The 25,119-nt window shown below is 70.2% G+C and carries 25 protein-coding genes; 14 read left to right on the top strand and 11 right to left on the bottom strand.

Going from position 1 to position 25,119, the window contains the following annotated elements; all coding sequences use genetic code 11:
• Window positions 1–5: 5 nt before the first annotated feature.
• The gene (locus HDA39_RS30295; protein ID WP_337925955.1) at window positions 6–710 is read right to left on the bottom strand and encodes an NUDIX hydrolase; all 705 of its coding nucleotides are present in this window, start codon (window positions 708–710) and stop codon (window positions 6–8) included.
• Window positions 711–775: 65 nt separating this feature from the next.
• On the opposite strand from HDA39_RS30295, the gene nadA reads away from it, so the two are divergent.
• On the top strand, window positions 776–1,753 hold the full coding sequence (gene nadA, locus HDA39_RS30300; RefSeq protein ID WP_420488752.1) for a quinolinate synthase NadA: 978 nt from the start codon (window positions 776–778) through the stop codon (window positions 1,751–1,753).
• Between the two features lie 76 nt (window positions 1,754–1,829).
• Window positions 1,830–2,123, top strand: a complete 294-nt coding sequence (locus tag HDA39_RS30305; RefSeq protein ID WP_184800970.1) for a DUF1330 domain-containing protein — start codon at window positions 1,830–1,832, stop codon at window positions 2,121–2,123.
• Between the two features lie 69 nt (window positions 2,124–2,192).
• Here HDA39_RS30305 and HDA39_RS30310 read toward each other — a convergent pair whose 3' ends face one another.
• Genes HDA39_RS30310 through HDA39_RS30345 form a run of 8 tightly spaced genes read right to left on the bottom strand, consistent with a single transcriptional unit; the run spans window position 2,193 to window position 12,678 of the window.
• Entirely contained in the window at window positions 2,193–2,795 is a 603-nt protein-coding gene (locus HDA39_RS30310; RefSeq protein WP_184800972.1) for a TetR family transcriptional regulator, read from the bottom strand.
• Window positions 2,788–4,353, bottom strand: coding sequence for a 4-coumarate--CoA ligase family protein (locus HDA39_RS30315; RefSeq protein WP_184800974.1), 1,566 nt, complete (start codon window positions 4,351–4,353; stop codon window positions 2,788–2,790). The genes HDA39_RS30310 and HDA39_RS30315 overlap by 8 nt, the downstream gene beginning before the upstream one ends.
• A gap of 42 nt (window positions 4,354–4,395) precedes the next feature.
• Entirely contained in the window at window positions 4,396–5,553 is a 1,158-nt protein-coding gene (locus HDA39_RS30320; protein ID WP_184800976.1) for an acyl-CoA dehydrogenase family protein, read from the bottom strand.
• The gene (locus HDA39_RS30325; protein WP_184800978.1) at window positions 5,550–7,490 is read right to left on the bottom strand and encodes an acetyl/propionyl/methylcrotonyl-CoA carboxylase subunit alpha; all 1,941 of its coding nucleotides are present in this window, start codon (window positions 7,488–7,490) and stop codon (window positions 5,550–5,552) included. The genes HDA39_RS30320 and HDA39_RS30325 overlap by 4 nt, the downstream gene beginning before the upstream one ends.
• 5 nt (window positions 7,491–7,495) lie before the next feature.
• A complete protein-coding gene (locus tag HDA39_RS30330) occupies window positions 7,496–9,049 on the bottom strand; it encodes an acyl-CoA carboxylase subunit beta (RefSeq protein WP_184800980.1) in 1,554 nt (517 codons plus the stop codon).
• Window positions 9,046–10,161: an acyl-CoA dehydrogenase family protein gene (locus HDA39_RS30335; protein WP_184800982.1), complete on the bottom strand. Its 1,116-nt coding sequence runs from the start codon at window positions 10,159–10,161 to the stop codon at window positions 9,046–9,048. The genes HDA39_RS30330 and HDA39_RS30335 overlap by 4 nt, the downstream gene beginning before the upstream one ends.
• Window positions 10,158–11,879, bottom strand: coding sequence for an acyclic terpene utilization AtuA family protein (locus HDA39_RS30340; RefSeq protein WP_184800984.1), 1,722 nt, complete (start codon window positions 11,877–11,879; stop codon window positions 10,158–10,160). The genes HDA39_RS30335 and HDA39_RS30340 overlap by 4 nt, the downstream gene beginning before the upstream one ends.
• Before the next feature lie 10 nt (window positions 11,880–11,889).
• Window positions 11,890–12,678 (bottom strand): TIGR03084 family metal-binding protein, encoded by a 789-nt coding sequence (locus HDA39_RS30345; RefSeq protein ID WP_184800986.1) that lies wholly within the window; start codon window positions 12,676–12,678, stop codon window positions 11,890–11,892.
• Between the two features lie 118 nt (window positions 12,679–12,796).
• Here HDA39_RS30345 and HDA39_RS30350 point away from each other — a divergent pair, with 118 nt between their 5' ends.
• Complete coding sequence (locus HDA39_RS30350; RefSeq protein WP_184800988.1) at window positions 12,797–13,462, top strand: Type 1 glutamine amidotransferase-like domain-containing protein; 666 nt, start codon at window positions 12,797–12,799, stop codon at window positions 13,460–13,462.
• Here HDA39_RS30350 and HDA39_RS30355 read toward each other — a convergent pair.
• Complete coding sequence (locus tag HDA39_RS30355; protein WP_184800990.1) at window positions 13,459–14,601, bottom strand: FAD-dependent monooxygenase; 1,143 nt, start codon at window positions 14,599–14,601, stop codon at window positions 13,459–13,461. The two genes, HDA39_RS30350 and HDA39_RS30355, sit on opposite strands and share 4 nt — an antisense overlap.
• A gap of 93 nt (window positions 14,602–14,694) precedes the next feature.
• Here HDA39_RS30355 and HDA39_RS30360 point away from each other — a divergent pair, with 93 nt between their 5' ends.
• From HDA39_RS30360 to HDA39_RS30380, 5 genes are all read left to right on the top strand, one after another.
• Complete coding sequence (locus HDA39_RS30360; RefSeq protein ID WP_184800992.1) at window positions 14,695–15,435, top strand: GntR family transcriptional regulator; 741 nt, start codon at window positions 14,695–14,697, stop codon at window positions 15,433–15,435.
• A gap of 53 nt (window positions 15,436–15,488) precedes the next feature.
• Window positions 15,489–16,145: a hypothetical protein gene (locus tag HDA39_RS30365; protein ID WP_184800995.1), complete on the top strand. Its 657-nt coding sequence runs from the start codon at window positions 15,489–15,491 to the stop codon at window positions 16,143–16,145.
• Between the two features lie 44 nt (window positions 16,146–16,189).
• Window positions 16,190–17,107 carry an N-acetylglucosamine kinase gene (locus HDA39_RS30370; RefSeq protein WP_184800997.1) on the top strand — a complete coding sequence of 306 codons (918 nt, stop codon included), beginning with the start codon at window positions 16,190–16,192 and terminating at the stop codon, window positions 17,105–17,107.
• An 86-nt stretch (window positions 17,108–17,193) separates the two neighbouring features.
• Window positions 17,194–17,838 (top strand): N-acetylmannosamine-6-phosphate 2-epimerase, encoded by a 645-nt coding sequence (locus tag HDA39_RS30375; protein WP_202893163.1) that lies wholly within the window; start codon window positions 17,194–17,196, stop codon window positions 17,836–17,838.
• 77 nt (window positions 17,839–17,915) lie between these two features.
• Window positions 17,916–19,145, top strand: coding sequence for a hypothetical protein (locus tag HDA39_RS30380; RefSeq protein ID WP_184800999.1), 1,230 nt, complete (start codon window positions 17,916–17,918; stop codon window positions 19,143–19,145).
• Here the strand turns inward: HDA39_RS30380 and HDA39_RS42665 are convergent.
• Window positions 19,142–19,621: a CGNR zinc finger domain-containing protein gene (locus tag HDA39_RS42665; protein WP_337925956.1), complete on the bottom strand. Its 480-nt coding sequence runs from the start codon at window positions 19,619–19,621 to the stop codon at window positions 19,142–19,144. The two genes, HDA39_RS30380 and HDA39_RS42665, sit on opposite strands and share 4 nt — an antisense overlap.
• Window positions 19,622–19,685: 64 nt before the next feature.
• Between HDA39_RS42665 and HDA39_RS30390 the strand changes: the two genes are divergently transcribed.
• The 6 genes from HDA39_RS30390 to HDA39_RS43885 all read left to right on the top strand — a co-directional run bounded on the left by HDA39_RS30390 (window position 19,686) and on the right by HDA39_RS43885 (window position 25,038).
• On the top strand, window positions 19,686–20,366 hold the full coding sequence (locus HDA39_RS30390) for a hypothetical protein (protein ID WP_202893164.1): 681 nt from the start codon (window positions 19,686–19,688) through the stop codon (window positions 20,364–20,366).
• Between the two features lie 115 nt (window positions 20,367–20,481).
• Window positions 20,482–21,723, top strand: a complete 1,242-nt coding sequence (locus HDA39_RS30395) for an ABC transporter substrate-binding protein (RefSeq protein WP_184801003.1) — start codon at window positions 20,482–20,484, stop codon at window positions 21,721–21,723.
• Complete coding sequence (locus tag HDA39_RS30400) at window positions 21,723–22,634, top strand: carbohydrate ABC transporter permease (RefSeq protein ID WP_184801005.1); 912 nt, start codon at window positions 21,723–21,725, stop codon at window positions 22,632–22,634. Before HDA39_RS30395 ends, HDA39_RS30400 begins: the two co-directional genes overlap by 1 nt.
• Entirely contained in the window at window positions 22,631–23,452 is an 822-nt protein-coding gene (locus HDA39_RS30405) for a carbohydrate ABC transporter permease (protein ID WP_184801007.1), read from the top strand. The genes HDA39_RS30400 and HDA39_RS30405 overlap by 4 nt, the downstream gene beginning before the upstream one ends.
• Window positions 23,449–24,351 carry a dihydrodipicolinate synthase family protein gene (locus tag HDA39_RS30410; protein WP_184801009.1) on the top strand — a complete coding sequence of 301 codons (903 nt, stop codon included), beginning with the start codon at window positions 23,449–23,451 and terminating at the stop codon, window positions 24,349–24,351. The genes HDA39_RS30405 and HDA39_RS30410 overlap by 4 nt, the downstream gene beginning before the upstream one ends.
• A gap of 3 nt (window positions 24,352–24,354) precedes the next feature.
• Window positions 24,355–25,038 (top strand): FCD domain-containing protein, encoded by a 684-nt coding sequence (locus HDA39_RS43885; RefSeq protein ID WP_184801011.1) that lies wholly within the window; start codon window positions 24,355–24,357, stop codon window positions 25,036–25,038.
• Window positions 25,039–25,119 lie beyond the last annotated feature (81 nt).

The following is a 25,119-nucleotide window of genomic DNA, read 5'->3' on the forward strand; positions in this document are numbered from 1 at the left end:
GCCGATCATCGGGGCGGCCGGAGGACCGCGAACGGGTCGGTGACGGTGAGCTCGCGGGTCACGAACTTGTAGACGGTGGCCGGGCGTCCACCGGACTGGCCGGAGCTGGCTCGCCGATCGGTCGGGTCGATCACGTGCCGGCGCGTCAGGACGCGGGTGAGGTTGGTGGCGCCGGGCTGGTAGCCCAGGGCCGCACCGAACAGGTCCCGCAGTTCCGCGATGGTGAACTCGAGCGGAGCCAGCGCGAACCCGATGTTCGTGTACGAGAGCTTCGCGCGCAGCCGCCCGGTCGCGGCGTCGATGAAGTAGTGGTGGTCGAACGCGGTCCGCGGCAGATCCTCGACCGGATGCCACGCCGTGTCGGACGGAAGGTCCGGCTGGACGTCGGACGGAACCAGGCCGAGATAGCCCGTGGCCACCACCCGGGTCCGGGGATCACGGTCGACCCGGCTGTGGGTGGCCAGCTGCTCCAGGTGCGCGACGTCGCGGACGTCGACCTTCGCGGCGAGGTGCCCGGTGATGGCGTCCCGGAACCTCTCGGTGGACTCGACGCCGCCGCCGGGAAGGGCCCATCGGTCCCGGTGCGGACTCCGGGCGCGCTTCCACAGCAGGACGCACAACCTGCCGTCGCGGACGGAGAGGACCACCGCGAGTACTTCGTGGGGATAACTCGGGAAGTTAACCCGATCACCTTCCTTGGCTGCCGGCACGTCGACGATGCTAACGTGGGCCTAGTTATCGCCTGTCAAGCGAAAACCTCCCGAAGGGCACCGCCGTGACTGTGACCGAGACCCGTTCGACCCAGTGGCAGGACGAGGTACGCCGCCTCGCCCGGGAGCGAGACGCCGTGATCCTCGCCCACAACTACCAGGAACCGGCGATCCAGGACGTCGCCGACCACGTCGGCGACTCGCTCGCACTGTCCCGGATCGCGGCCGGGACCGACGCCGGCACGATCGTCTTCTGCGGCGTGCACTTCATGGCCGAGACCGCCAAGCTGCTCAGCCCCGAGAAGACCGTGCTGATCCCCACCGCCCAGGCAGGCTGTTCCCTGGCGGACACCATCGACGCGGACCAGTTGCGGGCCTGGAAGGCCCAGCACCCGGGCGCCGCGGTCGTTGCCTACGTCAACACCAGTGCGGCGGTGAAGGCGGAGGCCGACGTCTGCTGCACCTCGTCCAACGCCGTGGAGGTCGTCAACTCGATCCCCCGCGATCAGCCGGTGCTGTTCCTGCCCGACCAGTTCCTCGGGGAGCACGTCCGGCGGCAGACGGGCCGGGACAACATCGAGGTGTGGATGGGTGAGTGCCATGTCCACGCCGGGATCAGCCCGGTCGACCTCCGCGCCCAGGTCGCGGCCAATCCCGCGGCCGAGGTGCTCGTTCACCCCGAGTGCGGCTGTGCGTCGTCGACGATCTGGCTGGCCGGGCGGGGCGACCTGCCGGCCGAGCGGACCCACATCCTCTCCACGGCCGGGATGCTGGAGAGCGCCCGGGGCATGAAGGCCGAGACGGCTCTCGTCGCCACGGAGATCGGCATGCTGCACCAGCTGCGCAAGGTGAACCAGCACACGAACTTCGTCCCGGTGAACCCGAAGGCGTCGTGCCGGTTCATGAAGATGATCACCCCGGAGCTGCTGGTCCGCTGCCTGCGCGAGGGCCGCGACGAGATCCAGCTGCCGAGCGAGATCACCGAGCGGGCCAGGCGTTCGGTCCAGCGCATGGTGGCCATCGGCAAACCCGCGACCGCGTGACCCCAGACCCACCACCGACGCTCGTCCGACCACCCCGTACGTCACCCGCACTCGTCCCACCACTGGAGGTTTCCTCATGCCCAAGGGCTACTGGGTCAGCGCCTACCGCACCATTTCAGACCCCGAGAAACTGGCTGCCTACAACCAGCTGGCCGCGCCGGCTGTTCAGGCCTTCGACGGGCGGACCATCGTCCGTGGCGGTCGGGTCGTCGCGCACGACGCCGGAATCGCCGAACGCACCGTCGTGGTCGAGTTCGACAGCTTCGAGCAGGCCGTCGCGGCGCACGACAGCCCGGCCTACCAGGAGGCGCTGGCCGCCCTGTCGGACGGCGTCGAGCGCGACTTCCGCATCGTCGAAGGTCTCGACTGACCGAAGTGCCGGCGGACCTTCACCGAAGGACTCTGCCGTTCACGCCGTCGAGGTCGACCACCGTGAGGGTCAGCTCGCGAGCGCCTGGTCCAGGATCTTCGACCACTGGCGGACGATCCCTCGGCGGCGTTTGCCGTCGTCGGTGAGCAGGTCGGCCAGCCCCAGCCCACGCGCCATGTCGAGCACGCCCTGGACCGTCTCCCGTACGCCGGGGGTCTTCTCGCTGACCTCGAGGACCTCCAGCAGCGCTCGGTGGGCTTGCCGGCCGACGTGGGCTTCCAGGCGGACGATCTGGCGGCGTAGGGGCTCCTCCGTTGAGGCCGCGACCCACAGGTGCAGGGCGGCGCGGAAGAGGGGGCCGGTGTAGACGTCGGCCAGCATCGACACGATGGCCTCGGTGCGGCCGGCGCCGACCGGGAGGGCAGCGGCCTGGGTGCGGATCTCCGCGAGCCGGACCTCGGTCATGTACTCGACCGCGGCCTCGAAGAGGTCCGCGCGGGTTGGGAAGTGGTGCTGCGCCGCACCCCGCGAGACCCCGGCGCGTGCCGCGACGACGGCGACCGTCGTCGCGGCGTAGCCGACCTGGGCCAGCGACTCGACCGAAGCCTCCAGCAGCTTCTGCCGAGTCGCCCGGCTGCGGTCCTGCTGCGGCGCGCGCAGCGGGTCAGCCACTCGCGGCCTCCCTCGCTCTCAGCTCGCGGCGCAGGATCTTGCCCGAGGCCGCCTTCGGCACCGCCTCGATGAACTCCACCTGCCGCACCTTCTTGTACGGCGCCACCCGCTCGGCCACGTAGTCGATCACGTCCTGCTCGGTCAGCCCGCTGCCCGGCGTCGGGACGACGAACGCCTTCGGGACCTCGTTGCCGTCGGCCTGTACGCCGATCACCGCCGCGTCCGCGATCCGGTCGTCGGTCAGCAGGATCGCCTCCAGCTCGGCCGGCGGCACCTGGTACCCGTGGTACTTGATCAGCTCCTTGACCCGGTCGACGACGTACAGGTACCCGCGCTCGTCGACCCGCCCGATGTCGCCGGTGTGCAACCAGCCGTCCGGGTCGATCGTCGCGTCGGTCTCGGCCTGACGCCCGAGGTACCCCTTCATCACCTGCGGCCCGCGGATCCAGATCTCGCCGGTCTCCTCGTCGCCCACATCGTTGCCATCGGCACCGACCAGTCGCATCTCCGTCGACGGGAACAGCTTGCCCACGGCACCGGCCGGCGGATCGACAGCGTCCTGCGGTACGGCGTGCGTGCCCGGCGACAGCTCGGTCATCCCGTACGCCTGCAGTACGGCGTGCAGCCCGAGCCGCTTCGCGCAGGCCTCGGCCAGCTCACCGTCGAGCGGCGCCGCGGCCGACGTCACGTACTTCAGCGCGGACAGGTCGACCCCGTCCACGGCCGGGTGCTTGGCCAGCGCGAGCACGATCGGCGGCGCGACGAACGCGCGGGTGATCTTCTGCCGGTCCAGCGTGGTGAGGAACTGGTCCAGGTCGAACTTCGGCAGCACCACCACGGTCGCGCCGGCCCGCAGCGGCAGGTTCATCAGCACGCTCAGCCCGTAGATGTGGAAGAACGGCAGGATCGCGATGATCCGCTCGTCCTCTCCCATCGTGAAGGTCGCCTGCGCCTGCGCGATGTTGGTCGCGATGTTGCGGTGGGTCAGCATCACGCCCTTGGCAGCGCCCGTCGTACCGCTGGAGTACGGCAGGACGGCGACATCTTCCGCGGGATCGAAGGCGACGGCCGGTTCGGGCCCGGTCGACGCGACCAGTTCCATCACCGACCGGTATCCCTCGGCCTGGTCGCAGACGAGGATCTCCCGGACGTCCGTGCCCTCCACAGCGGCCGTCGCGACTGGCAGGAAGAGCGAAATCGTCACCAGCAATTTCGCCTTCGAGTCGACCAGCTGCTTGTGCAGCTCGGCGGCGGTGTAGAGCGCGTTGACGGTGGTCACCGTCGCCCCGGCCCGCGTCGCGCCGTAGAAGGCGACCGGGTAGAGGATCGTGTTCGGGCTGTGCAGCGCGATCACGTCACCCTTGACGATGCCGAGCTCGGCGAATCCGGCCGCGACCCGGCGGCTCATCGCGTCCAGCTGCGCGTAGCTGATCTCCTTGCCGCTGACCCCGTCCACGAGGGCCGGCCGCTCGCCGTACTCCTGGGCGCGGCCGAGCACGGCGTCGTGGATCGGGACGTCGAGCACTTCCACCGGCGGGAACTCGCTGTTGATCACCATGGGCGGTCCTTTCCGAAGCTGAGTGGCACGACTGTGGCCGAATCAGTACGACTTGGGTAGGCCTAACGAGTGCTGCGCGACGAAGTTCAGGATCATCTCCCGGCTGACCGGGGCGATCCGGGTCGCGCGGGCCGCGGCGACCAGCGACGCGACGCCGTACTCGACCGTCATGCCGTTGCCGCCGAGCGACTGGACCGCCTGGTCGGTGGAACGGACGCAGGCTTCACCGGCGGCGTACTTGGCCATGTTCGCGGCCTCGCCGGCGGCCAGGTCCTCGCCCGCGTCGTACAGGGCGGCCGCCTTCTGCATCATCAGCCGGGCCAGTTCCAGCTCGATCTTGATCTGGGCCAGCGGGTGCGAGATCCCTTGGTGGGCGCCGATCGGAGTCTTCCAAACCTGCCGTTCCTTGACGTAGGCAACGGCTTTGCCGAGCGCGTGCCGGCCGATGCCGATCGCGAACGCCGAGGCCATGATCCGCTCGGGGTTGAGCCCGGCGAACAGCTGCAGCAGTGCCGCGTCCTCCGACCCGACCAGTGCCTCGGCGGGCAGCGTCACGTCGTCCAGGAACAGCGAGAACTGCTTGTCCGGGCTGATCAGGTCCATCTCGATCTGCCGGAACTCGACGCCCGGCGCGTCGACCGGGACGACGAACAGCGCGGGCTTGAGCCGGCCGGTCCGCGCGTCCTCGGTCCGGCCGACGACCAGCACGGCCTGCGCGACGTCGAGGCCGGAGATGTAGACCTTGCGGCCCGACAGCGACCAGCCCTCGTCGGTACGCCGGGCGGTGGTGGTGATGTTGTGCGAGTTCGACCCGGCGTCCGGCTCGGTGATCGCGAACGCCATCGTGACCGAGCCGTCCGCGAGCCCCGGCAGCCAGCGCTGCTTCTGCCCGTCGGTGCCGAACCGGCTGATCACCGTGCCGCAGATCGCGGGGGAGACGACCATCATCAGCAACGGGCACCCGGCCGCGCCGAGTTCCTCGAGCACGATCGACAGATCGGCCATCCCGCCGCCGCCTCCGCCGTACTCCTCCGGCAGGTTCACCCCGAGGTAGCCGAGCTTGCCGGCCTCCTGCCACAGCTCGGTGGTCTGCCCGCCCGTGCGCGCCTTCTCGGTGAACCAGGCATAGCCGTACTTGTGCCCGAGCTCGCTCACCGCCGCCCGCAACGCCCGGCGCTCCTCGCTCTCGACGAAACTCATGCGTCCTCCCCACCTCGTACGACGGCCAGAACGGCCCCGACCTCGACCTGCTCACCCTTGGCGACGTTCAGCTCGACCACCACGCCGTCGGCCGGTGCGGAGATGGTGTGCTCCATCTTCATCGCCTCCAGCCAGAGCAGCGCCTGCCCTTGCTTCACCTCGTCACCCACCTCCACCGCGACCCGGATCACGGACCCCGGCATCGGCGCGACCAGCGATCCCGCCGCCAGCTGATCCGCCGGATCCGCGAACCGCTCCACCGGCACCAGCTGCACCGGCCCGACACACACCAGGCCGGGGTAGGCCGCCACCTCGAACCGCCGCCGGACGCCGGCGATCTCCAGCACCACCAGCTCACCCGAAGCCTCGATCAGCTTCACGTCCCCGTCGGTGACCAGCCCGTCCCGCGTCAGCCGGTACGACACCTCGTACGTCGAGTCGCCCACCGCGTAGGACTTCCGCTGCGCCTGGGACGGCAGGTTCCGCCACCCACTCGGCAGCCGCCCCTGCACCTTCGCCCGCGCACGATTCCGCGCCGCCTCAGCCAGGGCGGCCGCCAACGCCGACAACTCCACGTCCTGCTTCTCACCACCCACGCCGTAGGTGTCGAAGAACCCGGTATCGGTGTCCCCGGCAACAAACGCCGGATGCCGCAACACCCACACCAGCAACTCCCGGTTGGTCACCACCCCGTGAATCTCCGCCGAAGCCACAGCAGCAGCCAACCGCCGAGCAGCCACCTCCCGAGTAGGCGCCCACACGATGACCTTGGCCAACATCGAGTCGTAGTAGGGGGAGACGTCCGAGCCGTCCTCGACCCCGGAGTCGACCCGAATCCAAGGCGTTCCGCTGCGTGGTCCACCAGCGGTGAACTCACTCCCTGGAAGAACAAATCTGTGGAGGCGCCCCGTCTGCGGCTGCCAATCGGTCGCCGGATCCTCCGCGTACAACCGCACCTCAATCGAGTGCCCGACCGATTCCGGCGGCTCAGCAGGCAACGCCTCACCCGCGGCGATCGACAACTGCAACGCCACCAGATCCAACCCAGTCACCGACTCGGTCGCCGGATGCTCGACCTGCAGGCGCGTGTTCATCTCCAGGAAGTAGAACTTCCCGTGCTCGTCCGCCAGGAACTCCACCGTCCCCGCCCCGACGTACCCGATCGCCTCCGTAGCCTTCCGTGCCGCCTCGAACAGCAAAGACCGCATCCCCGGAACCCGTTCCACCAAAGGCGACGGCGACTCCTCCACGACCTTCTGATGCCGCCGCTGGATCGAGCACTCCCGCTCCCCAACCGCCCACACGGTCCCAAAGGAATCAGCCAGAACCTGCACCTCGATATGCCGCCCGCTCGCCAGATACGGCTCGCAGAACACCGTCCCGTCCCCAAAAGCTGACAACGCCTCAGCCTCCGCCGACGCGATCTCCGAGCGCAACTCCGCCAGGGACTCGACGACCCGCATACCCCGCCCGCCGCCACCAGCCGAGGCTTTCACCAAAACAGGCAGCTCCGCAGCGGTGACCTCAGCAGCCGCGAGCTGCCGCAGGACCGGCACCCCCGCCGCGTCCATCAGCTTCTTCGCCTCGATCTTCGACCCCATCGCGGCGATCGCCGCCACCGGCGGCCCGATCCACGTCAGCCCGGCGTCGAGAACAGCCTGCGCGAACGAGGCGTTCTCCGACAGGAACCCGTACCCCGGATGCACCGCATCCGCCCCCGCCGCCCGCGCGGCCGCGATCAGCAAATCCCCCACCAGATAAGTCTCCGAGGCAGCGTGACCCGGCAGATGAACCGCCGCATCCGCCTCCCCGACGTACGGCGCCAAGGCGTCGGCCGACGAATGCACAGCGACAGTCCCCAAGCCCAAAGCACGCGCGGTCCGAAAGACCCGCCGAGCGATCTCCCCACGATTCGCGACAAGTACCGAGCTGATCATCGCCCTCACATCCTGAACACACCGAAGGAGGACGTGCCCTCCACCGGCGCCGAGTGGATCGCGGACAGGCACAGCCCGAGCACCGTCCGGGTGTCCCGCGGATCGATCACGCCGTCGTCGTACAGCCGCCCGGACAGGAACATCGGCAGCGACTCCGCCTCGATCTGCCCCTCGACGTACGCGCGCATCGCCGCGTCCCCGTCCTCGTCGTACGGCTGCCCCTTGGCCGACGCAGCGGCCCGAGCGACGATCGACAAGACCCCGGCCAGCTGCTGCGGCCCCATCACCGCCGACTTCGCCGACGGCCAGGCGAACAGGAAGCGTGGATCGAAGGCCCGCCCGCACATCCCGTAGTGCCCGGCGCCGTACGACGCTCCCATCAGCACCGAGATGTGCGGCACCGCCGAGTTGGAGACCGCGTTGATCATCTGCGCCCCGTGCTTGATGATCCCGCCCTGCTCGTACTCCTGCCCGACCATGTACCCGGTCGTGTTGTGCAGGAAGATCAGCGGCGTCGACGACTTGTTGGCGAGCTGGATGAACTGCGCCGCCTTCTGCGACTCCTCCGAGAACAGCACGCCGCGCGCGTTCGCCAGGATCCCGACCGGGTACCCGTGCACCGACGCCCAGCCGGTCGCCAGCGACGACCCGTACAGCGGCTTGAACTCGTCGAACACCGACCCGTCCACCACCCGCGCGATCACCTCCCGCGGATCGAACGGGATCTTCAGATCACCCGGCACGATCCCGAGCAGCTCGTCGGCGTCGTACAAGGGCTCCTCGTACGACGGCGCCGGCGCGAGCCCGAGCTTCTTCCAGTTCAGCCGCGACACGATCTGCCGCCCGAGCCTGATCGCATCCGGCTCGTCGACGGCGAAATAGTCCGCGAGCCCGGAGACCCGCGCGTGCATCGCGGCGCCGCCGAGCGACTCGTCGTCGGCGTCCTCGCCGGTCGCCATCTTCACCAGCGGCGGCCCGGCCAGGAACACCTTGGCGCCGCCGTCGACCATCACCACGTAGTCGCTCATCCCCGGGATGTACGCGCCGCCCGCGGTCGAGTTGCCGAAGACCAGCGCGATCGTCGGGATCCCCTCGGCCGACAGCCGGGTCAGGTTGCGGAACATCGCGCCGCCCGGGATGAAGATCTCCTTCTGCGTCGGCAGGTCCGCGCCGCCGGACTCGACCAGGCTGATCACCGGCAGCCGGTTCGCCCGCGCGATCTCGTCGGCGCGCAGAGCTTTCCGAAGGGTCCACGGATTGCTCGCGCCGCCCTTGACGGTCGGGTCGTTCGCGGTGATCAGGCACTCGACGCCCTCGACCACACCGATCCCGGTCACCAGGCTCGCGCCGACGGTGAAGTCGGACCCCCAGCCGGCCAGCGGCGACAGCTCGAGGAACGCGGAGTCGGGATCGATCAGCAACTCGATCCGCTCCCGCGCCAGCAGCTTGCCGCGCTGGTGGTGGCGCGCGACGTACTTCTCCCCGCCGCCGGCCAGCGCCTTCGCGTGCTCGACGTCCAGAGCGGCGAGCTTGTCCAGCATCGCCTCGCGGTTGCTCATGCGGTGAACCCCAGTCTCTTGGCGGCCAGGCCGGTCATGATCTCGGTGCTGCCTCCACCGATGGCGAGGATCCGCTGGTCGCGGTACTGCCGCTCGACCTCGGACTCGCGCATGTAGCCGAGTCCGCCGTGCAGCTGCACGGCCTGGTCGCAGACCCACTGCCCGGCCTCGACCGCCGTGTTCTTCGCGAAGCACACCTCGGCGATCACGTCCTCGCCCCGCGCCGCCCGCTCAGCCACCCGATGCACGTACACCCGCGCGACATCGATCCGCCGGGCCATCTCGGTCAGCGTGAACTGCACGGTCTGCCGCGAGATCAACGGCCGGTCGAACGTCGTCCGCGCCCGGCACCACTCGACGGTCAGGTCGAGCGCCCGCTGCGCCCCGGCATAGGCCTGTACGGCGAGTGTCAGCCGCTCGGCGACGAAGTTCTGCGCCAGCTGAACGAAGCCCGTGCCCTCCTCGCCCACCAGATTGCCCACCGGCACGCGGACGTCGGTGAACGACAACTCGGCCGTGTCCGAACACAGCCAGCCCATCTTCTCCAGCTTGCGGGACACCACGAAGTCGCCGCGTTCGATCACCAGCAACGAGATCCCGTGCGCCCCTGGACCACCGGTGCGCACCGCCGTCGTCACGAAGTCCGCCCGCGCTCCGCTGGTGATGTAGGTCTTCGCGCCGTTGACGACGTAGTGATCGCCCTCGCGCCGAGCCGTCGTCCGCAGCGACGCGACATCGGACCCACCATCCGGCTCGGTGATCGCCAGCGCTCCGATCAGCTCGCCCGCCAGCGTCGGCCTGACCCACCGATCGATCTGCCTCTGGTTGCCTGCAGCAACAATATGCGGCACCGCGATCCCGCAGGTCAGCAGCGACGCGACCAGCCCGCCGGACCCACCGTTGTAGTGCATCTCCTCCACCACGGCGATCGCGTCGCTCAGCGACCCACCACCGCCACCGACCGCCTCGGGAAAGCCGACTCCGAGCAGACCCAGCGCGCCGGCCTTCTGGTGCAGCTCCCGCGGCAACTCACCCGCGCGCTCCCAGCCGTCGAGCGACGGCAGCACCTCCGCCGCCATGAACCGCCGGACGGACTCCCGGAAGTCGTTCACAGCAACACTTCCGGTACGTCGACGTACCGCGACCGCAGCCACTCGCCGACCGCCTTGGCCTGCGGATCGAACCGCGCCTGCGACGCCACACCCTCACCGAGCAGCCCTTCGACCACGAAGTTCAGCGCCCACAGATTCGGCAGCACGTACCGAGTCACCTTCAGGTCCTCGGTCTCCGGCAGCAGCTCCTTGAACAGCCCGATCGTCAGCGTGTGCGCGAGCCAGCGCCAGGCGGTCTCGTTCCGCACCCAGACGCCGACGTTCGCGTCGCCGCCCTTGTCGCCGCTCCGCGCGCCGATCACCCGGCCGAACGGGACCTCCCGCGTCAGCGACCGCGCGGGCCTGCCCGCGGCGACGAGTTGCGGCAGGGGGATCGGCAACTCGGCGTCGTCGGCCGGCTCGAGCACCTGCGTCTCGGCAGCGGCGGCGATCACCCGCCGCGACCCGTCCGGCAGTACGACGACCTGCTCGACCTCGTCGACGTCGACGAACCCCGCCGTGAACACGCCGTACGGCGAACCGTCCTCCGGCAGCCGCGTCACGTGAAAGCCCGGGTAGCTCGCCAGCGCCAGCTCGACCGCGGCGCTCGAGAACGCACGCCCGACGACCTTCGGATCGGGGTCCTTCACCACGCACTTGAGCAGCACGCTCGCGAGTTCTTCACTCGTGGCGTTCGGCTGCTCGGTCCAGGTCAGTGACCACTTCAGCTCGGCCGGCTTGCGGGTGAGCCCGTGCTCGAGCTGTCGCTGGACCAGCTCGGACTTCGCCTCCAGTTCCAGCCCGGTCAGGACGAAGTCGACCTCGTTCCGGAATCCGCCGAGGCTGTTCAGCGACACCTTGTACGTCGGGGGCGGGGGCTCGCCCTGGACCCCGGTGATCCGGATCCGGTCGATGCCGTCGTCGCTCAGCTCGATCGTGTCGAGCCGGGTCGTCACGTCCGGCCCGGCGTACCGGGCACCGGTGATCTCGTAGAGCAGCTGGGCCTTGACCGTGTCGATCGTGACGGCGCCACCCGTGCCGTCGTGCTTGGTGATCACGCTCGACCCGTCGGCGTGGATCTCCGCGATCGGGAACCCGGGCCGATCGAGGTTGCGCAGCTCGTGGAAGAACGCGTAGTTGCCGCCGGTCGCCTGACAGCCGCACTCGATCACGTGCCCGGCGACGACGGCGCCCGCGAGCTCGTCGTACTGGTCGGGCCGCCAGCCGTGGTGCGCGGCGGCCGGCCCGACGATGACCGAAGCATCGGTGACCCGCCCGGTCACGACCACATCGGCGCCGTCGCGCAGCGCCTCGGCGATCCCCCAGGCACCCAGATAGGCGTTGGCCGTCAACGGCGTACCGAACCCCAACTCGCCGGCCCGCGCCAGAAGGTCGTCGCCCTCGACATAGGCAACCTTCGCTGTCAGGCCCAACTTGTCGACAAGTCCCTCGATGGCCTCGGCCAACCCAGCAGGATTCAGCCCGCCCGCGTTGCTGACCACCTTCACCCCACGATCGAGCGCCTCGCCGAGCCCGGTCTCGAGCTGCTTCAAGAACGTCCGCGCATAGCCGAGCGAGGGATCCTTCAGCCGGTCCCGCCCGAGGATCAGCATCGTCAGCTCGGCGAGATAGTCCCCGGTGACGTAGTCGAGCGGCCCCCCGGTCACCATCTCGTGGAACGCGCTGAACCGGTCGCCGTAGAACCCCGACGCGTTGCCGATCCGGAGAGGTTCCGTCATCGTCGCCCCTTCAGCCGAACTGTCCCGCGACGCGGCCCTTGCCGGGCAACCCGGCGAAGGCCTGGATGATCCCGAGCCACTCCTCGGCGTCCGCGCCGGCCGCCTCGACCGCGAGGTCGTCGCGGTGCCGGCGCTGGGTCGCGAGCAGGCAGAAGTCGAGCGCCGGACCGGTCACCCGCTGGTCCGCGGTCGCGTCGCCGTACGACCAGGTCGTGCCGTCGGGCGCGGTGAGTTCCACGTGGAACGGCGCCGCCGGCGGCTTCCGGTCGTGCAGCAGGTACGAGAAGTCGCGCGTCCGTACGGCGAGGTGCGCGACGTGCCGCAACCGGCTCGACGGCGGCCGGCTCACCCCAAGCCCGTCGTAGACGTCCTGCCCGTGCGCCCAGGTCTCCATCAGCCGCGCGGTCGCCATCGAGGTCGCGCTCATCGGCGGCCCGAACCAGGCGATCTTCTCGCCCGCGCGCACCTGCTTCAGTGCCTCGGCCAGCTCGGCCCGAGTCTCTCGCCAGTACGGCAGCAGCTGATCGGTCGGCAACGCGGCGCCTTCGGCAGCGCCCTTGTCGACGTACCCCGCCGGATCGGCACTCGCCTTGCGCAGCGTCGCCTGGAACTCGTCCTGGTCGGTGATCGCGCTCAACGCGGCCTCGTCGGTCCAGGCCAGGTGCGCGATCTGATGCGCCACCGACCACCCTTCCGCCGGCGTCGGAGTCGTCCACGTGTCAGCGGCCAGCCCGGCCACCACCATGTCCAACTCGGCGTTCTCAGCCCAGAGATCAGCCAGTACCTCGTCCAGGTCCATCGGCCGAGCGTCCCACCCCGGGCAAAAAGAATCAAGGGTGCTTGTTTTGCTCCGGCTGTCGGTGCCGAGGGCTAGGCTCGCCCAGCCGCACGCCAACCGCACCAGGGGACGGGTCGCCATGAAACTTCTGCTCACGGACTCCGGCATCATCAACCGGAGCATCACCGACGCGCTGGTCGAGCTGCTGGGCCAGCCGATCGCCGAGTCGAGCGCGCTGTACGTGCCGACCGCGATCTACGCCAAGCCCATCGGTCCCGAGATGGCCCATCGCACGATCAGCGGGCAGGAGCCCAGGTCGCCGATGACCGAGGTCGGATGGAAGTCGGTCGGTGTGCTGGAGCTGACCGCGTTGCCCAGCCTCGACCGGGAGCTGTGGGAGCCGAAGGTCCAGGAGGCCGACGTCCTGCTCGTGGGTGGTGGCGACCCGCTCTACCTCCACTACTGGATGCAGCAGTCCGGACTGGCCGAGCTTCTCCCGTCGCTGGATCTGGTGTACGTCGGGCTGAGCGCCGGCAGCATGGTGATGACGCCCCGGATCGGCGCGAGCTTCGTCGGCTGGACGCCGCCCGAGGGCGGTGACGACAGCACGCTCGGCCTGGTCGACTTCGCGATCTTCCCGCACTTGGACTACCCGGGCATGGACAACACGATGGCCGAAGCCGAGCGCTGGGCCGCCGAGCTGCCGATCCCGGCGTACGCGATCGACAACCAGACGGCGCTCAAGGTCGTCGACGGGACCGTCGAGGTCGTCTCCGAGGGACACTGGAGACTGTTCGAGGCCTAGGGGAGCTTCGGGGCCTGCCAGTCGGACCAGCGGGCGGTCAGCTTGCGCCACTTGGCGGGTGGGACGAAGCGGGCGGCCAGAGTCACGCCGAGGTGGGCGACGCGGCTGGTGCTGGAGCTGCGGCGGACGGAGGCGCGGGCGGCGGCGACCATCGGCTGCACTCGCGCCCGGCGTACGCGGTCGTACTCGGCCAGCCCTGATTCGAGATCGCTGTCGTTCAACGATGCAGCCAGGACGACGGCGTCCTCGATCGCCTGGCACGCGCCCTGGCCGAGGTCCGGCGTCATCGCGTGCGCCGCGTCACCGAGGAGGACGACGGTGCCGCGGACGAAGGTGTCCAGCGGATCGAGGTCCACGAGATCGTTGTGCAGCACCTGGTCCGGCGGGGTCGCGCGGATCAGCGCCGGGATCGGGTCGTGCCAGCCCTGGACACGCCGGAGCGCCTCGGCCTGCTCGTCGGCGTACTCGCGGTTGGCCTCGGGCGCGTTGGCGGTGACGAACCAGTAGACCCGCTCGTCGGGCAGCGGCAGGATGCTGACCTGGACGCCACGGCCGAGCGTGAGCGACTCCTCCACCGGCCAGACCGCGCCGCTCGGAGTGACACCTCGCCAGGCCGTCCGGCCCTGGAAGACCGCGGAGCCTGACCACAGCGTTCGCCGTACGACGCTGTTGACGCCGTCGGCCGCGACGACGAGCTCGGCCGACAGTTCGTGCTCCTCGCCCGCACACCGGCAGAGCACCTTCCGGCCGTCCACCGAGAGCACCTCGGCATCGGTGTGCAGCGCCGACTCGGGCAACATGCTCCGCAGTACGGCGTGCAACTCGGCCCGGTGGACCGCGAGCACGCCGACATCCTCCGGCTGACTGCGCCGGATCCAGCCGCCCTTCGGCGTCCGGAGGTTCCCGCGCGAGATCGTCTCGACGGCGCGCGCCTCGACCTTCCGGTCCAGCTCCAGCGCGGCCAGAGCACTCATCGCGTTCGGCCACAGCGTCAGTCCCGCGCCGACCTCGGCGATGATCGGAGCCCGCTCCAGGACCGTCACCGACCACCCGATCCTCCGCAGGGCGACCGCAGCAGTCAGCCCGCCGATCCCCGCGCCGACAACGATTGCCGAGGAAGACTTCTGCCCGCTGTTCACTCGCGTCAGGTTACTTCTCCACCGGGCCGCTTCCTCCTTTGCAACCTGATGGAATGGCTACCGGTTGATCCTCACGCCTGGTAGCCAGGACCAATGCCGAGTTCCCTGCCCGGAAAGGCCGCCGAGATCCGGGCGCTGCTGCTCTCGCTGATCGACACGCTGCCGCAGGGCGCCGCGCTGCCGGCCGAGCGTGAGCTGGCGGTGCGCTGGAACGTCGCGCGGATGACGCTGCGCCGCGCGGTCGACGAGCTGGTGATCGAGGAACTGCTGGTCCGCCGCCACGGCAGCGGCACGTACACGGCCCGCCCGAAGGTCGCGAAGTGGCTGGGCATGATCGGCTTCTCCGAGGACATCCGCCGGCGCGGGATGACGCCGGGAAGCCGGACACTGGAGTTCCGCCGCGAGAAGGCCTCGCGGCCGGCCGCACGCCGGCTGCGCATCCCGGTCGGCGACCCGGTCCTGACCTTCACCCGCCTCCGGCTCGCCGACGACCTGCCGATGGTGGTCGAGCACACGACGGTCCCCGGCAGTTACGTGCCCGGTCTGGAGGCCGAGGACCTGGACGGCTCGCTCTACGAGCTGCTCACTGCGCGGTACGGGATCGAGCTGGTCAGCGGTACGTCGAAGCTCGAGCCGGTGCTGCCCGACGCGAAGACGGCCGGCTGGCTCGACATCCCGTCGACCCAGCCGTGCCTGGCGTCGTACGGGATCAGCTTCGACCGTCGCGAGCGCGTCTTCGAGTACACCTCGGCGGTCTACCGCGGCGACCGCTACGCCTTCACCGCCGAGCTCCGGATGACGCCGACCGTGCGCGCGACCGCGAAGGGTCTCTGAGTCGTCACGGAAAGTAGGCGATTGATCACAATAGTCACTACAGTCACAGAACTATGGACTTCGGCAGGCCGATCGGAACCGTCGTACCGTCACTGGACGGCGCTGTGCTGCAGGTCCTCGCGGGGGCCGATCGCGGTCTGTCCGGGCGGCAGGTGCACGGGCTCGCCGGGGTCGGCAGCGTCGCCGGCGTCCGCCTGGTGCTGCAGCGGCTGACCTCGACCGGGCTGGTCCACGTCGCCGAGGCGGGCAACTCGCTGCTCTACACCCTCAACCGCAAGCACCTCGCCGCCCAGGCGGTCGAGCTGCTGTCCGGGCTGCGCACCGCGTTCGTCACCGGCCTGCGCGCCGAGCTGGCCACCTGGACGCTGCCCCCGGTCCACGCCGGCCTGTACGGCGCGGCCGCGCGCGGCGACGGCGACCTGGACAGCGACGTCGAGGTGCTGCTGATCCGGCCCCATGAAGTTGCCGCAGACAACGATCAGTGGGAGCAGCAGGCCGCCGACCTGCTCCGGACGGTCGTCGACATGACCGGCAACGCGGCGCAGTTCTACGAGCTCGACCTGACCGAGCTCGCCGTGCACGTCACCGGGAACGAGCCCGTCGTCGACCAGTGGTGCGACGAGTCCGTGACGGTGTACGGCGCCGACCTGACCACGGTCCTGAGCCGCCTGCACACGACGCGCGAGCTGCTCTACACAACCTCGCGCTAGGAACTCCTTTACCTGCGGCCGGTGAACGGCCAGAGTTGGCCGCGATGATCAACCTCGCGATCGACGGCGGCCAGTCCGGCCTGCGCCTCCGTGTTCTCCCCGACGGCAGGACGGGTCGTGGGCCCGGTTACCAGCACGGGCCCGACAGCCGCGCCGCCACGGTCGAGGCGATCCGGGCCGCCGCCCGCGACGCGGGGGTCGCCGAGCAGGTCGACACGATCCGCGGCGCGTCCGGCGCGCGGCTCACCGAGCCTGTCGACACGATCTGCCTCGGACTGACCGGCTTCCCACCCGACGCGGCCACCGCCGCGCAGCTCGCCCGGCACATCGCCCGGTCGCTGCCCGCCCGCGAGGTGCGGCTGACCCAGGACATGGTCACCGCCCACGCCGGGGCGCTGCCCGGCGGGCACGGCGTAGTAGTTGCCGGAGGCACCGGGTTGGTCTGCCTCGGCGTCGGCCAGGACGGCACCTGGCGCAAGGTCGACGGCCACGGCTACCTGTTCGGCGACGCCGGCAGCGCGTTCGCCATCGGCCGCGCCGGCCTGGTCGCCGTCCAGCGTGCCCGCGACGGCCGCGGCCCGTCGACGACGCTCACCGGCACCGGGCTCGACCCGATCAGCCTCTACCCGTCGCCGACCCTGGTGGCCGAGGTCGCCGCGTTCGCCCCCGAGGTCTTCCGGCACGCCCCGACCGACGCCGTCGCGCAGGCGATCGTCGACCAGGCCGCCCGCGACATCGCCGACACCATTCATGCCGCGCTGATCGGACCGGACGCCGTACCGGTCGCCCTCGTCGGCGGCCTCTTCGAAGGCGCCGGCGAGCAACTCGTCGAACCACTGCGCGCAGCCCTCTCACCCCGCGCCCAGCTCACCCCACCCGCAGGCACCTCCTTGGACGGCGCCGAACGCCTGGCCACCGGCGACCTCACCCCGTACGCCGACCTGGTCCTGGTCCACCGGTGACCCGCCCGATCCACCCGCCCCCGCCCCCCGGCTCGCCCCCGCGCCGGGGCTCACCTCCGCTTCGCCCTCAAGTCCCCGCCGGGTCCTTGGTGGTCTCCTGCCAAGCAGCCCCCGGCAACCCCTTCTTCTCCCCGGAGTCGATGGCCCTCATGGCCCGAGCCGCCGAAGCAGGCGGCGCCGCCGCGCTCCGCGCCAACGGTCCCGCCGACATCGCCGCGATCCGCGCCGTCACCGGCCTCCCGATCATCGGCCTGCACAAACTCGGCGACCCCTCCGGCGTCTTCATCACCCCTACCTTCGAAGCAGCCGCCGGCGTCGCCGAAGCCGGCGCCGACCTGATCGCCATCGACGCCACCCAACGCCCCCGCCCTGACGGCACCCCACTCGCCGACCAGATCGCCCGCATCCACTCCGAGCTCGGCCTCCCCGTACTCGCCGACGTCGACACCCACGCGGCAGGCCTCGCCGCCCGAGCCGCCGGCGCCGACCTCGTCGCGACCACCCTCTCCGGCTATACCAATTCCACGCCGGCCACCGGCCCCGACGTCGCCCTGGTCCGCTCCCTCGCAGCCACCCTCGACTGCCCGGTGATCGCCGAGGGAAGACTCAGGACCGCCGCCGACGTCCGCGCCGTCCGCGAGGCCGGCGCCCACGCCGTGGTGATCGGTACCGCGATCACGAACCCGATGGAGACCACCGCCTGGTTCGCCGCCGCGATCCAAGTGGTCTAAACAAAGTCACCCGAAGCTCTTCCACCCCGACCGGGTCCCGGCGTATGTATGAGCCACACCGGAGAGGGAGCACAACGATGTCGGACTTGCTGCTGGCCGCCACCTCGTTCGACGTCACCCCGCCACCTGGCCACCGCCTGGACGGCTACTCGGCCCGCTCCGGCCTGGCCACCGGTACGGCGGACCCGCTGCAGGCCACCATCATCTGGCTCTCCACCGAAAGCTCGCCCGGCGTCCTCTGGCTCAGCCTCGACGCCATCGCCGCCGGTACCGCCCTGACCGCCGAACTCTCCGCGGCCGCCGCCTCGGCCGCCGGCATCCCCGCCGGGAACGTGCTGGTCTGCGCCTCCCACACCCACTCCGGCCCGTCCGGCTGGACCGGCGAGATCCACCCGGTCATCCCCGCCGACCGCGAGCCGGCCCTCGTCGACCAACTGGTCGCGGCCGTGGCCAAGGCAGACCTCGTACGCCGTCCGGTCCGCGCCTCCTGGCGCTCGACCGAGGTCATCGGTGTCGGCACCAACCGCCATCGCCGCAACGGCCCGCACGACAACACCGCCGGCATCCTCGCCCTGCACGCGCTCGACGGTTCGCTGGCCGCGATCCTCCTCGACTTCGCCTGCCACCCGACCGCCCACGGCCCCGAGAACCTGCAGTGGTCCGCCGACTGGCCCGGCGCCACCCGCGCCGCCCTGGCCCCCGCGGTCGTCGGTTACCTCCAAGGCGCCGCCGGGGACGTCAGCCCTCGCTTCACCCGCCAGTCCCGAGGCCCGGACGAGGTCACCCGGCTCGGCAAGATCCTGGCCGAGGAAGTCATTGCGTCCCTCGAGACCCCGGGCCTCGACCTCCTGTCGACAGCCCCCACCATCCGCCGTACGACAGCGCGCCTGCGCGTCCGCGACCTCCCGACCGAGGCACCCACCCTCGACCCGGCGGTCTCCGGCGACTCCCCGAACCAGCGCATCGCCCAGACCCGCCTGGACGGCGTCCGCGGTCAGTCCCTGATGTCCACCACCACGCTCCCCGCCACCTACGACCTCCCCCTGAGCCACGTGAGCCTCGGCCCCGTCGCCTGGCTCCACCTCCCCGTCGAGCTCTTCGCTCTCCACGGCATCTACCTGCAGGCCACCAGCCCGCACCCGATCACCCGCGTGATCGGCTACACCGACGGCTACTTCGGGTACGTCGTCGACCCCGACGCCGCCCACCAGCAGACCTACGAAGCCCTCATCACCTTCTTCGACCAACGAGCCACCACCGACCTGCTCACCGCAGCCTCCGACCTCCTCGCCGGCTGGCGGAACTAGGAACTCTTGCGCGCCCGGTACGCCGCGACCGTCGTCCGGCTCGCGCACGCGTTGGAGCAGAAGCGGCGGGTGCGGTTGCGTGACTGGTCGACGAAGTAGTTGCCGCAACTGGTCGCGGCGCAGCGGCCCAGCGTGACCGCCGGATCCCCGGCCGCGACGAGCGCGAGCTTGGCGGCGATCAGTTGGCCGACCCAGCGCTCGGCCGGGGTGCCGTTGCGGCTGAAGTGGACGTGCCAGGCGCCGTCGTGGTCGGACAGGTGCATGTCCGGCGGGTAGTCGCGCAGCAGGCGGTGTACGCCGTCGGGAGTCGCGCCGTCGACCGACTGCGCCAGGGTCGTGCGGACGAGATCCGGCAGGTCGCCGTACTGGCCGTCCGGCGGTGGAGTGATGTCGTGCTCGGCGAAGAACGCGGCCACCAGTTCGCCGGACGGGTCGAGCGTGCCGGTGTTGGCCAGCTCGACGGCCAGCCGGGTCACGTTCCCAATGTAGTCACCGTATTGCACTTGACCCCCTACATCGCCGCTGCTTACCGTAGGCGTCATGCTAACTGACGACACCTACGTGGCCCGGCGGCTGTTGCTGCTCGGGGAGTGGGACGCCGCGCTGGCCGTGCTCGGCCCGGACGGCGATCCCGAGCTGCGCGCGGAGATCGCCGTGGACCGCTGGTTCTTCCGGATCGAGGGTCATGAGGAGGCGGAGAAGGCGGTCGCCGCGCTCGATCCCACGTCGTCGACGGCGTACCTGCTGACCGCGCGGCTGGCCTACAGTCGCCTGCTGTTCCAGCGCGACCCACGCCCGGACGACCGCGCGGTGGCCGAGGCCAACTACCGCGCCGCGGCCGAGAGCGGCGACGAGTTGCAGCGCGGCTGGGCCGAGTACCACTGGGCCGTCCTGCTGGACAACATCGACGACGACGTGGCCGGCGCGATCCCGCGGTACGCGACGGCACTCGAGATCGCGACGAGGACCGGCGACGGCCTCTTCGAGTCGTACATCATCCGGCACCTCGCCCACCTCCAGGAGCCTGCCGAGCGGATCGCGATGCTGCGCCGCTCACTCCACCTGCGTGCCGCCCTCGGCGCCCGGCCTCAGACCATCGCCGCCCAAGCCGTCCTCGCCGAGGATCTGCCCGCGGGCGACCCCGAACGCGCCGAGCTGGAAAGAACCTTCCGCCCGGGCGCCGAGGAGCTGCGGATCGGCTGGCTCGTGCCTCAGAACTGACCCCGCCGAGCGCGCGCAGCCGCGTCCGGTGACTGATCTCCCCGGCTCCGGCCTGTTGACAGATATCAGATATCTGACTAATTTCGCCTGCATTCCCCTGGTGAGGAGGCGCGTGATGAGTGTTCGTAGGCGGCTGGTGGCCGTGGTGAGTGGAATCGGCCTGCTGGCGGGCGCGGTCGCCTGTGGCGGGAGCGACAGTGGCGGCGGGAGCGAGGCGAGCGGCACGATCACGCTCTGGCAGTACTACGGCGACCCGAGCAGCCCGACCGGCAAGCCGCTGTACGACCTGGTCAAGAAGTACGACGACGCGCACGCCGACGTCACCGTCGACATCCGCTTCATCCCGTACGACGACTTCAACCGGACGCTGCTGCAGTCGGCCGCGGCCAAGGAACTGCCCGACGTCGCGCTGATCGGCGCCTTCGACACCGCCACGATGGCCTCGGCCGGGATCATCACCGATCTCGGCGACCGGGTCGGCGAGTGGGGGCAGCAGGACAAGTACTTCAAGACCAGCTGGGCCACCACGCAGGTCGACGGCAAGACGTACGGCATCCCGCACGTCGCCGACGCGTACGCCGTCTACTACAACAAGCAGCTCCTCCAGCAGGCCGGCGTGAAGCCGCCGACGACCTGGGCCGAGATGGAGACCGCGGCGAAGACGCTGACCACGCAGGGCCGGACCGGGCTCGCGATCAGCGGGATCGAAGGACCCGAAGGCGCGACCGTGCCGATCATCCGGATGCTCGCCGCCGGTGCCGCGATCGACAAGGTCGACTCCCCGGAGGCGAAGGCCGGCCTCGACCAGCTGACCCGGATGATCAAGGCCGGCTCGATCTCGCAGGGCGCGCTGACCTGGAACGAGGAGGACGCGAAGAACCAGTTCGCGAACGGCAAGGCCGCGATGATGATCAACTCAGCGACCTACGTGAACATCCTCCGCAAGGAGAACCCCAAGCTGCAGTGGGACGTCGCCCTGCTGCCGAAGGACAAGTCGGGCCAGACGTTCCTGTCCGCGGAGAACCTGGCGATCGGTGCCACCAGCAAGAATCCGGACGGCGCCTGGGACCTGATCACCTGGCTGCAGCAGCCGGCCGAGCTGCAGACCTACCTCCCGGTCCGCAACAAGCTTGCCGCCCGCAACGACGTACCGGACAGCTCGAACGACGCCGTCCGCAAGGTGTTCGCGCAGCAGCTCGAGGAGGCGTGGGCGCCGGACGAGAAGCTGGCGCCGAAGTCGTCCGAGGTGATGACGCACATCCAGGCCGCGCTGCAGGCGTCGGCCAGCGGATCGGCCAGCACCGAGGACGCCTTGAAGACCGCGCAGAAGGCGATCGACGAGTCGTTGGCCAAGTAATGGCGATCACCGTGCCGCAGCAGCGGGTGGCGACCGGCAGGGCGGCAGCCCGGCGGACGACGACGGCGGAGTACCTGTTCGTCGTACCGGCCGTGCTGTTCGTCGGGTTCACCGTGCTCTACCCGCTCGGCTACAACGTCGTGCAGAGCTTCCAGGACGTCGGGATCGCGCAGATCGTCAACGGCAACGCGAAGTTCGTCGGCCTGGACAACTACGCCGACCAGTTCGGCCGTCCGGAGTTCTGGAAGTCGTTCGGGATCTCGCTGCTCTACACCGGCGGCACGGTGCTCGCGACCTTCGTCGCCGGGCTCGCGCTGGCGCTGTTCTTCCACCGCGACTTCCCGGGCCGGAACGTGCTGCGCGCGCTGCTCCTGCTGGCCTGGGTGCTGCCGACCGTCGTCAGCGCGAACGTCTGGCGCTGGCTGCTCGACGGCACGTACGGCCTGCTCAACACCGTGCTCGGCACGGAGATCTTCTGGCTCGGCAAGCCCGGTACGGCGATGGTCGCGGTCATGCTCGCGTCGGCGTGGAGCTTCGCGCCGTTCGCGATGGTGCTGCTGCTCGCCGGCCTGCAAGGGATCTCGGGCACGCTCTACGAGGCGGCCCGGATCGACGGGGCCGGCGCTTGGGCGCAGTTCCGCCGGATCACGCTGCCGCTGCTGCGGCCGGTCAGCCTGACCACCGTGCTGCTCTGCTTCATCTCCACGTTCAAGACCTTCGACACGGTCTTCCTGATGACGCAGGGCGGGCCGGGCGGCGCGACCGAGGTGCTGCCGGTGTACGCGTACAAGCTGGCGTTCAGCTTCTACAAGTTCGACGTCGCCGCGGTGGCGACGACGATGCTGCTCGTCGTACCGGTGGTGCTGTCGGTGTTCTACTTCCGCTCGCTGCGCAAGGAGGAGACCGCATGAGGCGCCGCTGGCCGATGACGGTCGCGGGGGTGCTGATCACCTTCGTCTACCTGCTGCCGGTCTACTGGATGCTCAACACGTCGTTCAAGAAGCCGGCCGACATCTTCGCGACCCCGCCGCAGCTCGTGCCGCTGTCGCCGACGCTGCGCTCGTACGCCGACGCCGCGTTCGGCAACCCCGCGATCGCCAAGGGGCTGGCGAACTCGGCCGTGATCGCGATCGGTACGACGCTGCTCACGATCGCGATCGCCGTTCCGGCGGCGTACGGGCTGGCCCGGCTGCGCCTGCGGTTCGTGTCGGTGTTCCTGATGCTGTTCCTGGTGGTCCAGATGGTGCCGGCGGTGAACCTCGCGCTGCCGATGTTCGCGATCTTCAGCGACCTGGGGCTGGTGAACAGCTACGCCGGCCTGATCCTGGCCAACGCGTCGCTGGCGATCCCGCTCGGCATCGTGCTGCTGCGCCCGTACTTCCTGTCGGTGCCCACCGAGATCCTCGAAGCGGCGAAGGTCGACGGCTGTACGACGTTCGGCGCGTTCGTCCGGATCGCGCTGCCGATCAGCCGGCCCGGCCTGATCACGCTCGCGGTGATCAGCTTCCTCGGCGCCTGGGGCGAGTTCGTCTTCGGCCTGGCGCTGGCCGCGGACGAGGACCTGCAGCCGATCACCGTCGTCCTGGCGGGCCTCACCAATGCTTTCGGCACCCGGTGGAACGACCTGATGGCGGTCTCCGCCGTGGTCGCGCTGCCGGTGATCGCCGCGTTCGTTTTCCTGCAGCGTTACATCGTGGCCGGACTCACCGAAGGAGCGACCAAGAGTTGACCAGCACATTGGAGATCTGGGCGGCGACGCCGACCCCGTTCGGCCCGGACGGCGCACTGAACCTGCCGGTGGTCGCCGATCAGGGCAAGCACCTGCTCGCGCACGGCGTTCAGGGCGCGTTCGTCGGCGGTACGTCGGGGGAGTTCCCCGCGATGACTGTGGCCGAGCGGAAGGCGCTCGTCGACGAGTGGGCCTCGGTACGGCCCGACGGGCTCGCGCTCGGGACGCATGTCGGGCACAGCGTGCTCGCCGAGGCGCGGGAGTTGGCCGCGCACGCGGAGGCCGCGGGGGTGGACCTGATCGCTTCGGTCACCCCGTACTTCGGGGTGGCGAACACCTTGGAGACCGCGGTCGACTACCTCGCGGCGGTCGCCGCCGAGGCTCCATCAACGCCGTTCCTGTACTACCACTTTCCCGGGATGACCGGTTCGCCGTACCAGCCGAGTGAGCTGGTCGCACTGGCCGTCGAGCGGATCCCGAACTTCGCGGGGGTGAAGTTCACCCACGAGGATCTGCTCGAGTTCGACCGGACGCGGGCGGTGTCGTCGAAGGTCCGGGTGTACTTCGGGCGCGACGAGCTGCTGCCGGCCGCGCTCGCCTTCGGCGCGGACGCGGTGATCGGGAGCCTTTACAACGCGCTCGCGCCGCAGGCTCATCAGGTCGCGGCGGCGATGGCGTCCGGGCGGGTCGCCGACGCGCTGACGCTGCACGAGCCGTTCCGGCAGGTCGCCGCGGAGGCCGGCCGGTACGGCGGCGTCGGCTTCGTGAAGGAGTGGCTGAACGCATGTGGCCCGGACACCGGTGTGGCCCGTACGCCGTGGGGGCCGCTGCCGGTGGCCGCGCATGACACGATTGAACGGCTCGCCGCCTCCTGGCGAGCTGTCACTCCGGAGGGATGAATCGTGAGCAGGAGCCCGATCTACCGCGAGGCCCAGGTCAAGCTGCGCGACTTCATCAAGTCCCGCGACCTCGGCCCCGGCGACCGGCTTCCTGCCGAGGCCGTCCTGGCCGCCGAGCTGGGCGTCAGCCGTCTTTCGTTGCGTGAGGCAACAAGAAGCCTGCAGACCCTGGGCGTGATCGAGGCCCAGCACGGCAACGGCCTGTTCGTGTCGACGTTCTCCTTCCGTCCGCTGATCGAGCAACTCCCGTACGGACTGGCCGCGCCCGGTATGGCACTGGAGGAGATCCTCACCGCCCGCGAGGCGATGGAGGTCGGCCTGATGCCGGCGGTCGCCCGCCGCCCCGACAGCGAAGAGCTGGCGGAGTGCACCCGCCTGGCCGGCAAGATGGCCGAGCTCGAAGCCGCCGGCCAGGAGACGATCGAGGTCGACCGGGCCTTCCACCTCACCCTCTACAAGGGTTTGCAGAACCCGCTCGTCGACAACCTGATCGAGCTCTTCTGGGAGATCTTCGTCCGCCTCGGCGACGCCATCCCCGCCCCCACCGAGGCCGGCCGCGCCGCGGTCCACCTCCGCATCGTCGAGGCCCTGCAGTCCGGCGAACCCCTCGAAGCAGTCCAACGCATGCAAGACCACTTCAACGACGTAAGAGTCCGAGCAGCCATGCTCCGCGACGCCTCCGAATAACCCCGCCGCACCTCCGCCCCGTCCCGCCCCGCTTCCGCCCCCGGCCCCGCATCCGCTTCCGGCCCGCCCGCCTCCGCCCGC

It is taken from the genome of Kribbella italica (assembly GCF_014205135.1).
GTDB classification, from domain to species: Bacteria; Actinomycetota; Actinomycetes; order Propionibacteriales; family Kribbellaceae; genus Kribbella; species Kribbella italica.

What these genes read in the sequence shown, in the direction of transcription:
- HDA39_RS30360 (WP_184800992.1), top strand. Translation starts at nt 14,695, where the DNA reads ATGCCGAGTTCCCTGCCCGGAAAGGCCGCCGAGATCCGGGCGCTGCTG.
- HDA39_RS30370 (WP_184800997.1), top strand. Translation starts at nt 16,190, where the DNA reads ATGATCAACCTCGCGATCGACGGCGGCCAGTCCGGCCTGCGCCTCCGT.
- HDA39_RS30320 (WP_184800976.1), bottom strand. Translation starts at nt 5,553, where the DNA reads ATGAGTTTCGTCGAGAGCGAGGAGCGCCGGGCGTTGCGGGCGGCGGTG.
- HDA39_RS30380 (WP_184800999.1), top strand. Translation starts at nt 17,916, where the DNA reads ATGTCGGACTTGCTGCTGGCCGCCACCTCGTTCGACGTCACCCCGCCA.
- HDA39_RS30405 (WP_184801007.1), top strand. Translation starts at nt 22,631, where the DNA reads ATGAGGCGCCGCTGGCCGATGACGGTCGCGGGGGTGCTGATCACCTTC.
- HDA39_RS30330 (WP_184800980.1), bottom strand. Translation starts at nt 9,049, where the DNA reads ATGAGCAACCGCGAGGCGATGCTGGACAAGCTCGCCGCTCTGGACGTC.
- HDA39_RS30365 (WP_184800995.1), top strand. Translation starts at nt 15,489, where the DNA reads ATGGACTTCGGCAGGCCGATCGGAACCGTCGTACCGTCACTGGACGGC.
- HDA39_RS30395 (WP_184801003.1), top strand. Translation starts at nt 20,482, where the DNA reads ATGAGTGTTCGTAGGCGGCTGGTGGCCGTGGTGAGTGGAATCGGCCTG.
- HDA39_RS30400 (WP_184801005.1), top strand. Translation starts at nt 21,723, where the DNA reads ATGGCGATCACCGTGCCGCAGCAGCGGGTGGCGACCGGCAGGGCGGCA.
- HDA39_RS30390 (WP_202893164.1), top strand. Translation starts at nt 19,686, where the DNA reads ATGCTAACTGACGACACCTACGTGGCCCGGCGGCTGTTGCTGCTCGGG.
- HDA39_RS30325 (WP_184800978.1), bottom strand. Translation starts at nt 7,490, where the DNA reads ATGATCAGCTCGGTACTTGTCGCGAATCGTGGGGAGATCGCTCGGCGG.
- HDA39_RS30315 (WP_184800974.1), bottom strand. Translation starts at nt 4,353, where the DNA reads ATGGTGATCAACAGCGAGTTCCCGCCGGTGGAAGTGCTCGACGTCCCG.
- HDA39_RS30345 (WP_184800986.1), bottom strand. Translation starts at nt 12,678, where the DNA reads ATGGACCTGGACGAGGTACTGGCTGATCTCTGGGCTGAGAACGCCGAG.
- HDA39_RS30305 (WP_184800970.1), top strand. Translation starts at nt 1,830, where the DNA reads ATGCCCAAGGGCTACTGGGTCAGCGCCTACCGCACCATTTCAGACCCC.
- HDA39_RS30350 (WP_184800988.1), top strand. Translation starts at nt 12,797, where the DNA reads ATGAAACTTCTGCTCACGGACTCCGGCATCATCAACCGGAGCATCACC.
- HDA39_RS30340 (WP_184800984.1), bottom strand. Translation starts at nt 11,879, where the DNA reads ATGACGGAACCTCTCCGGATCGGCAACGCGTCGGGGTTCTACGGCGAC.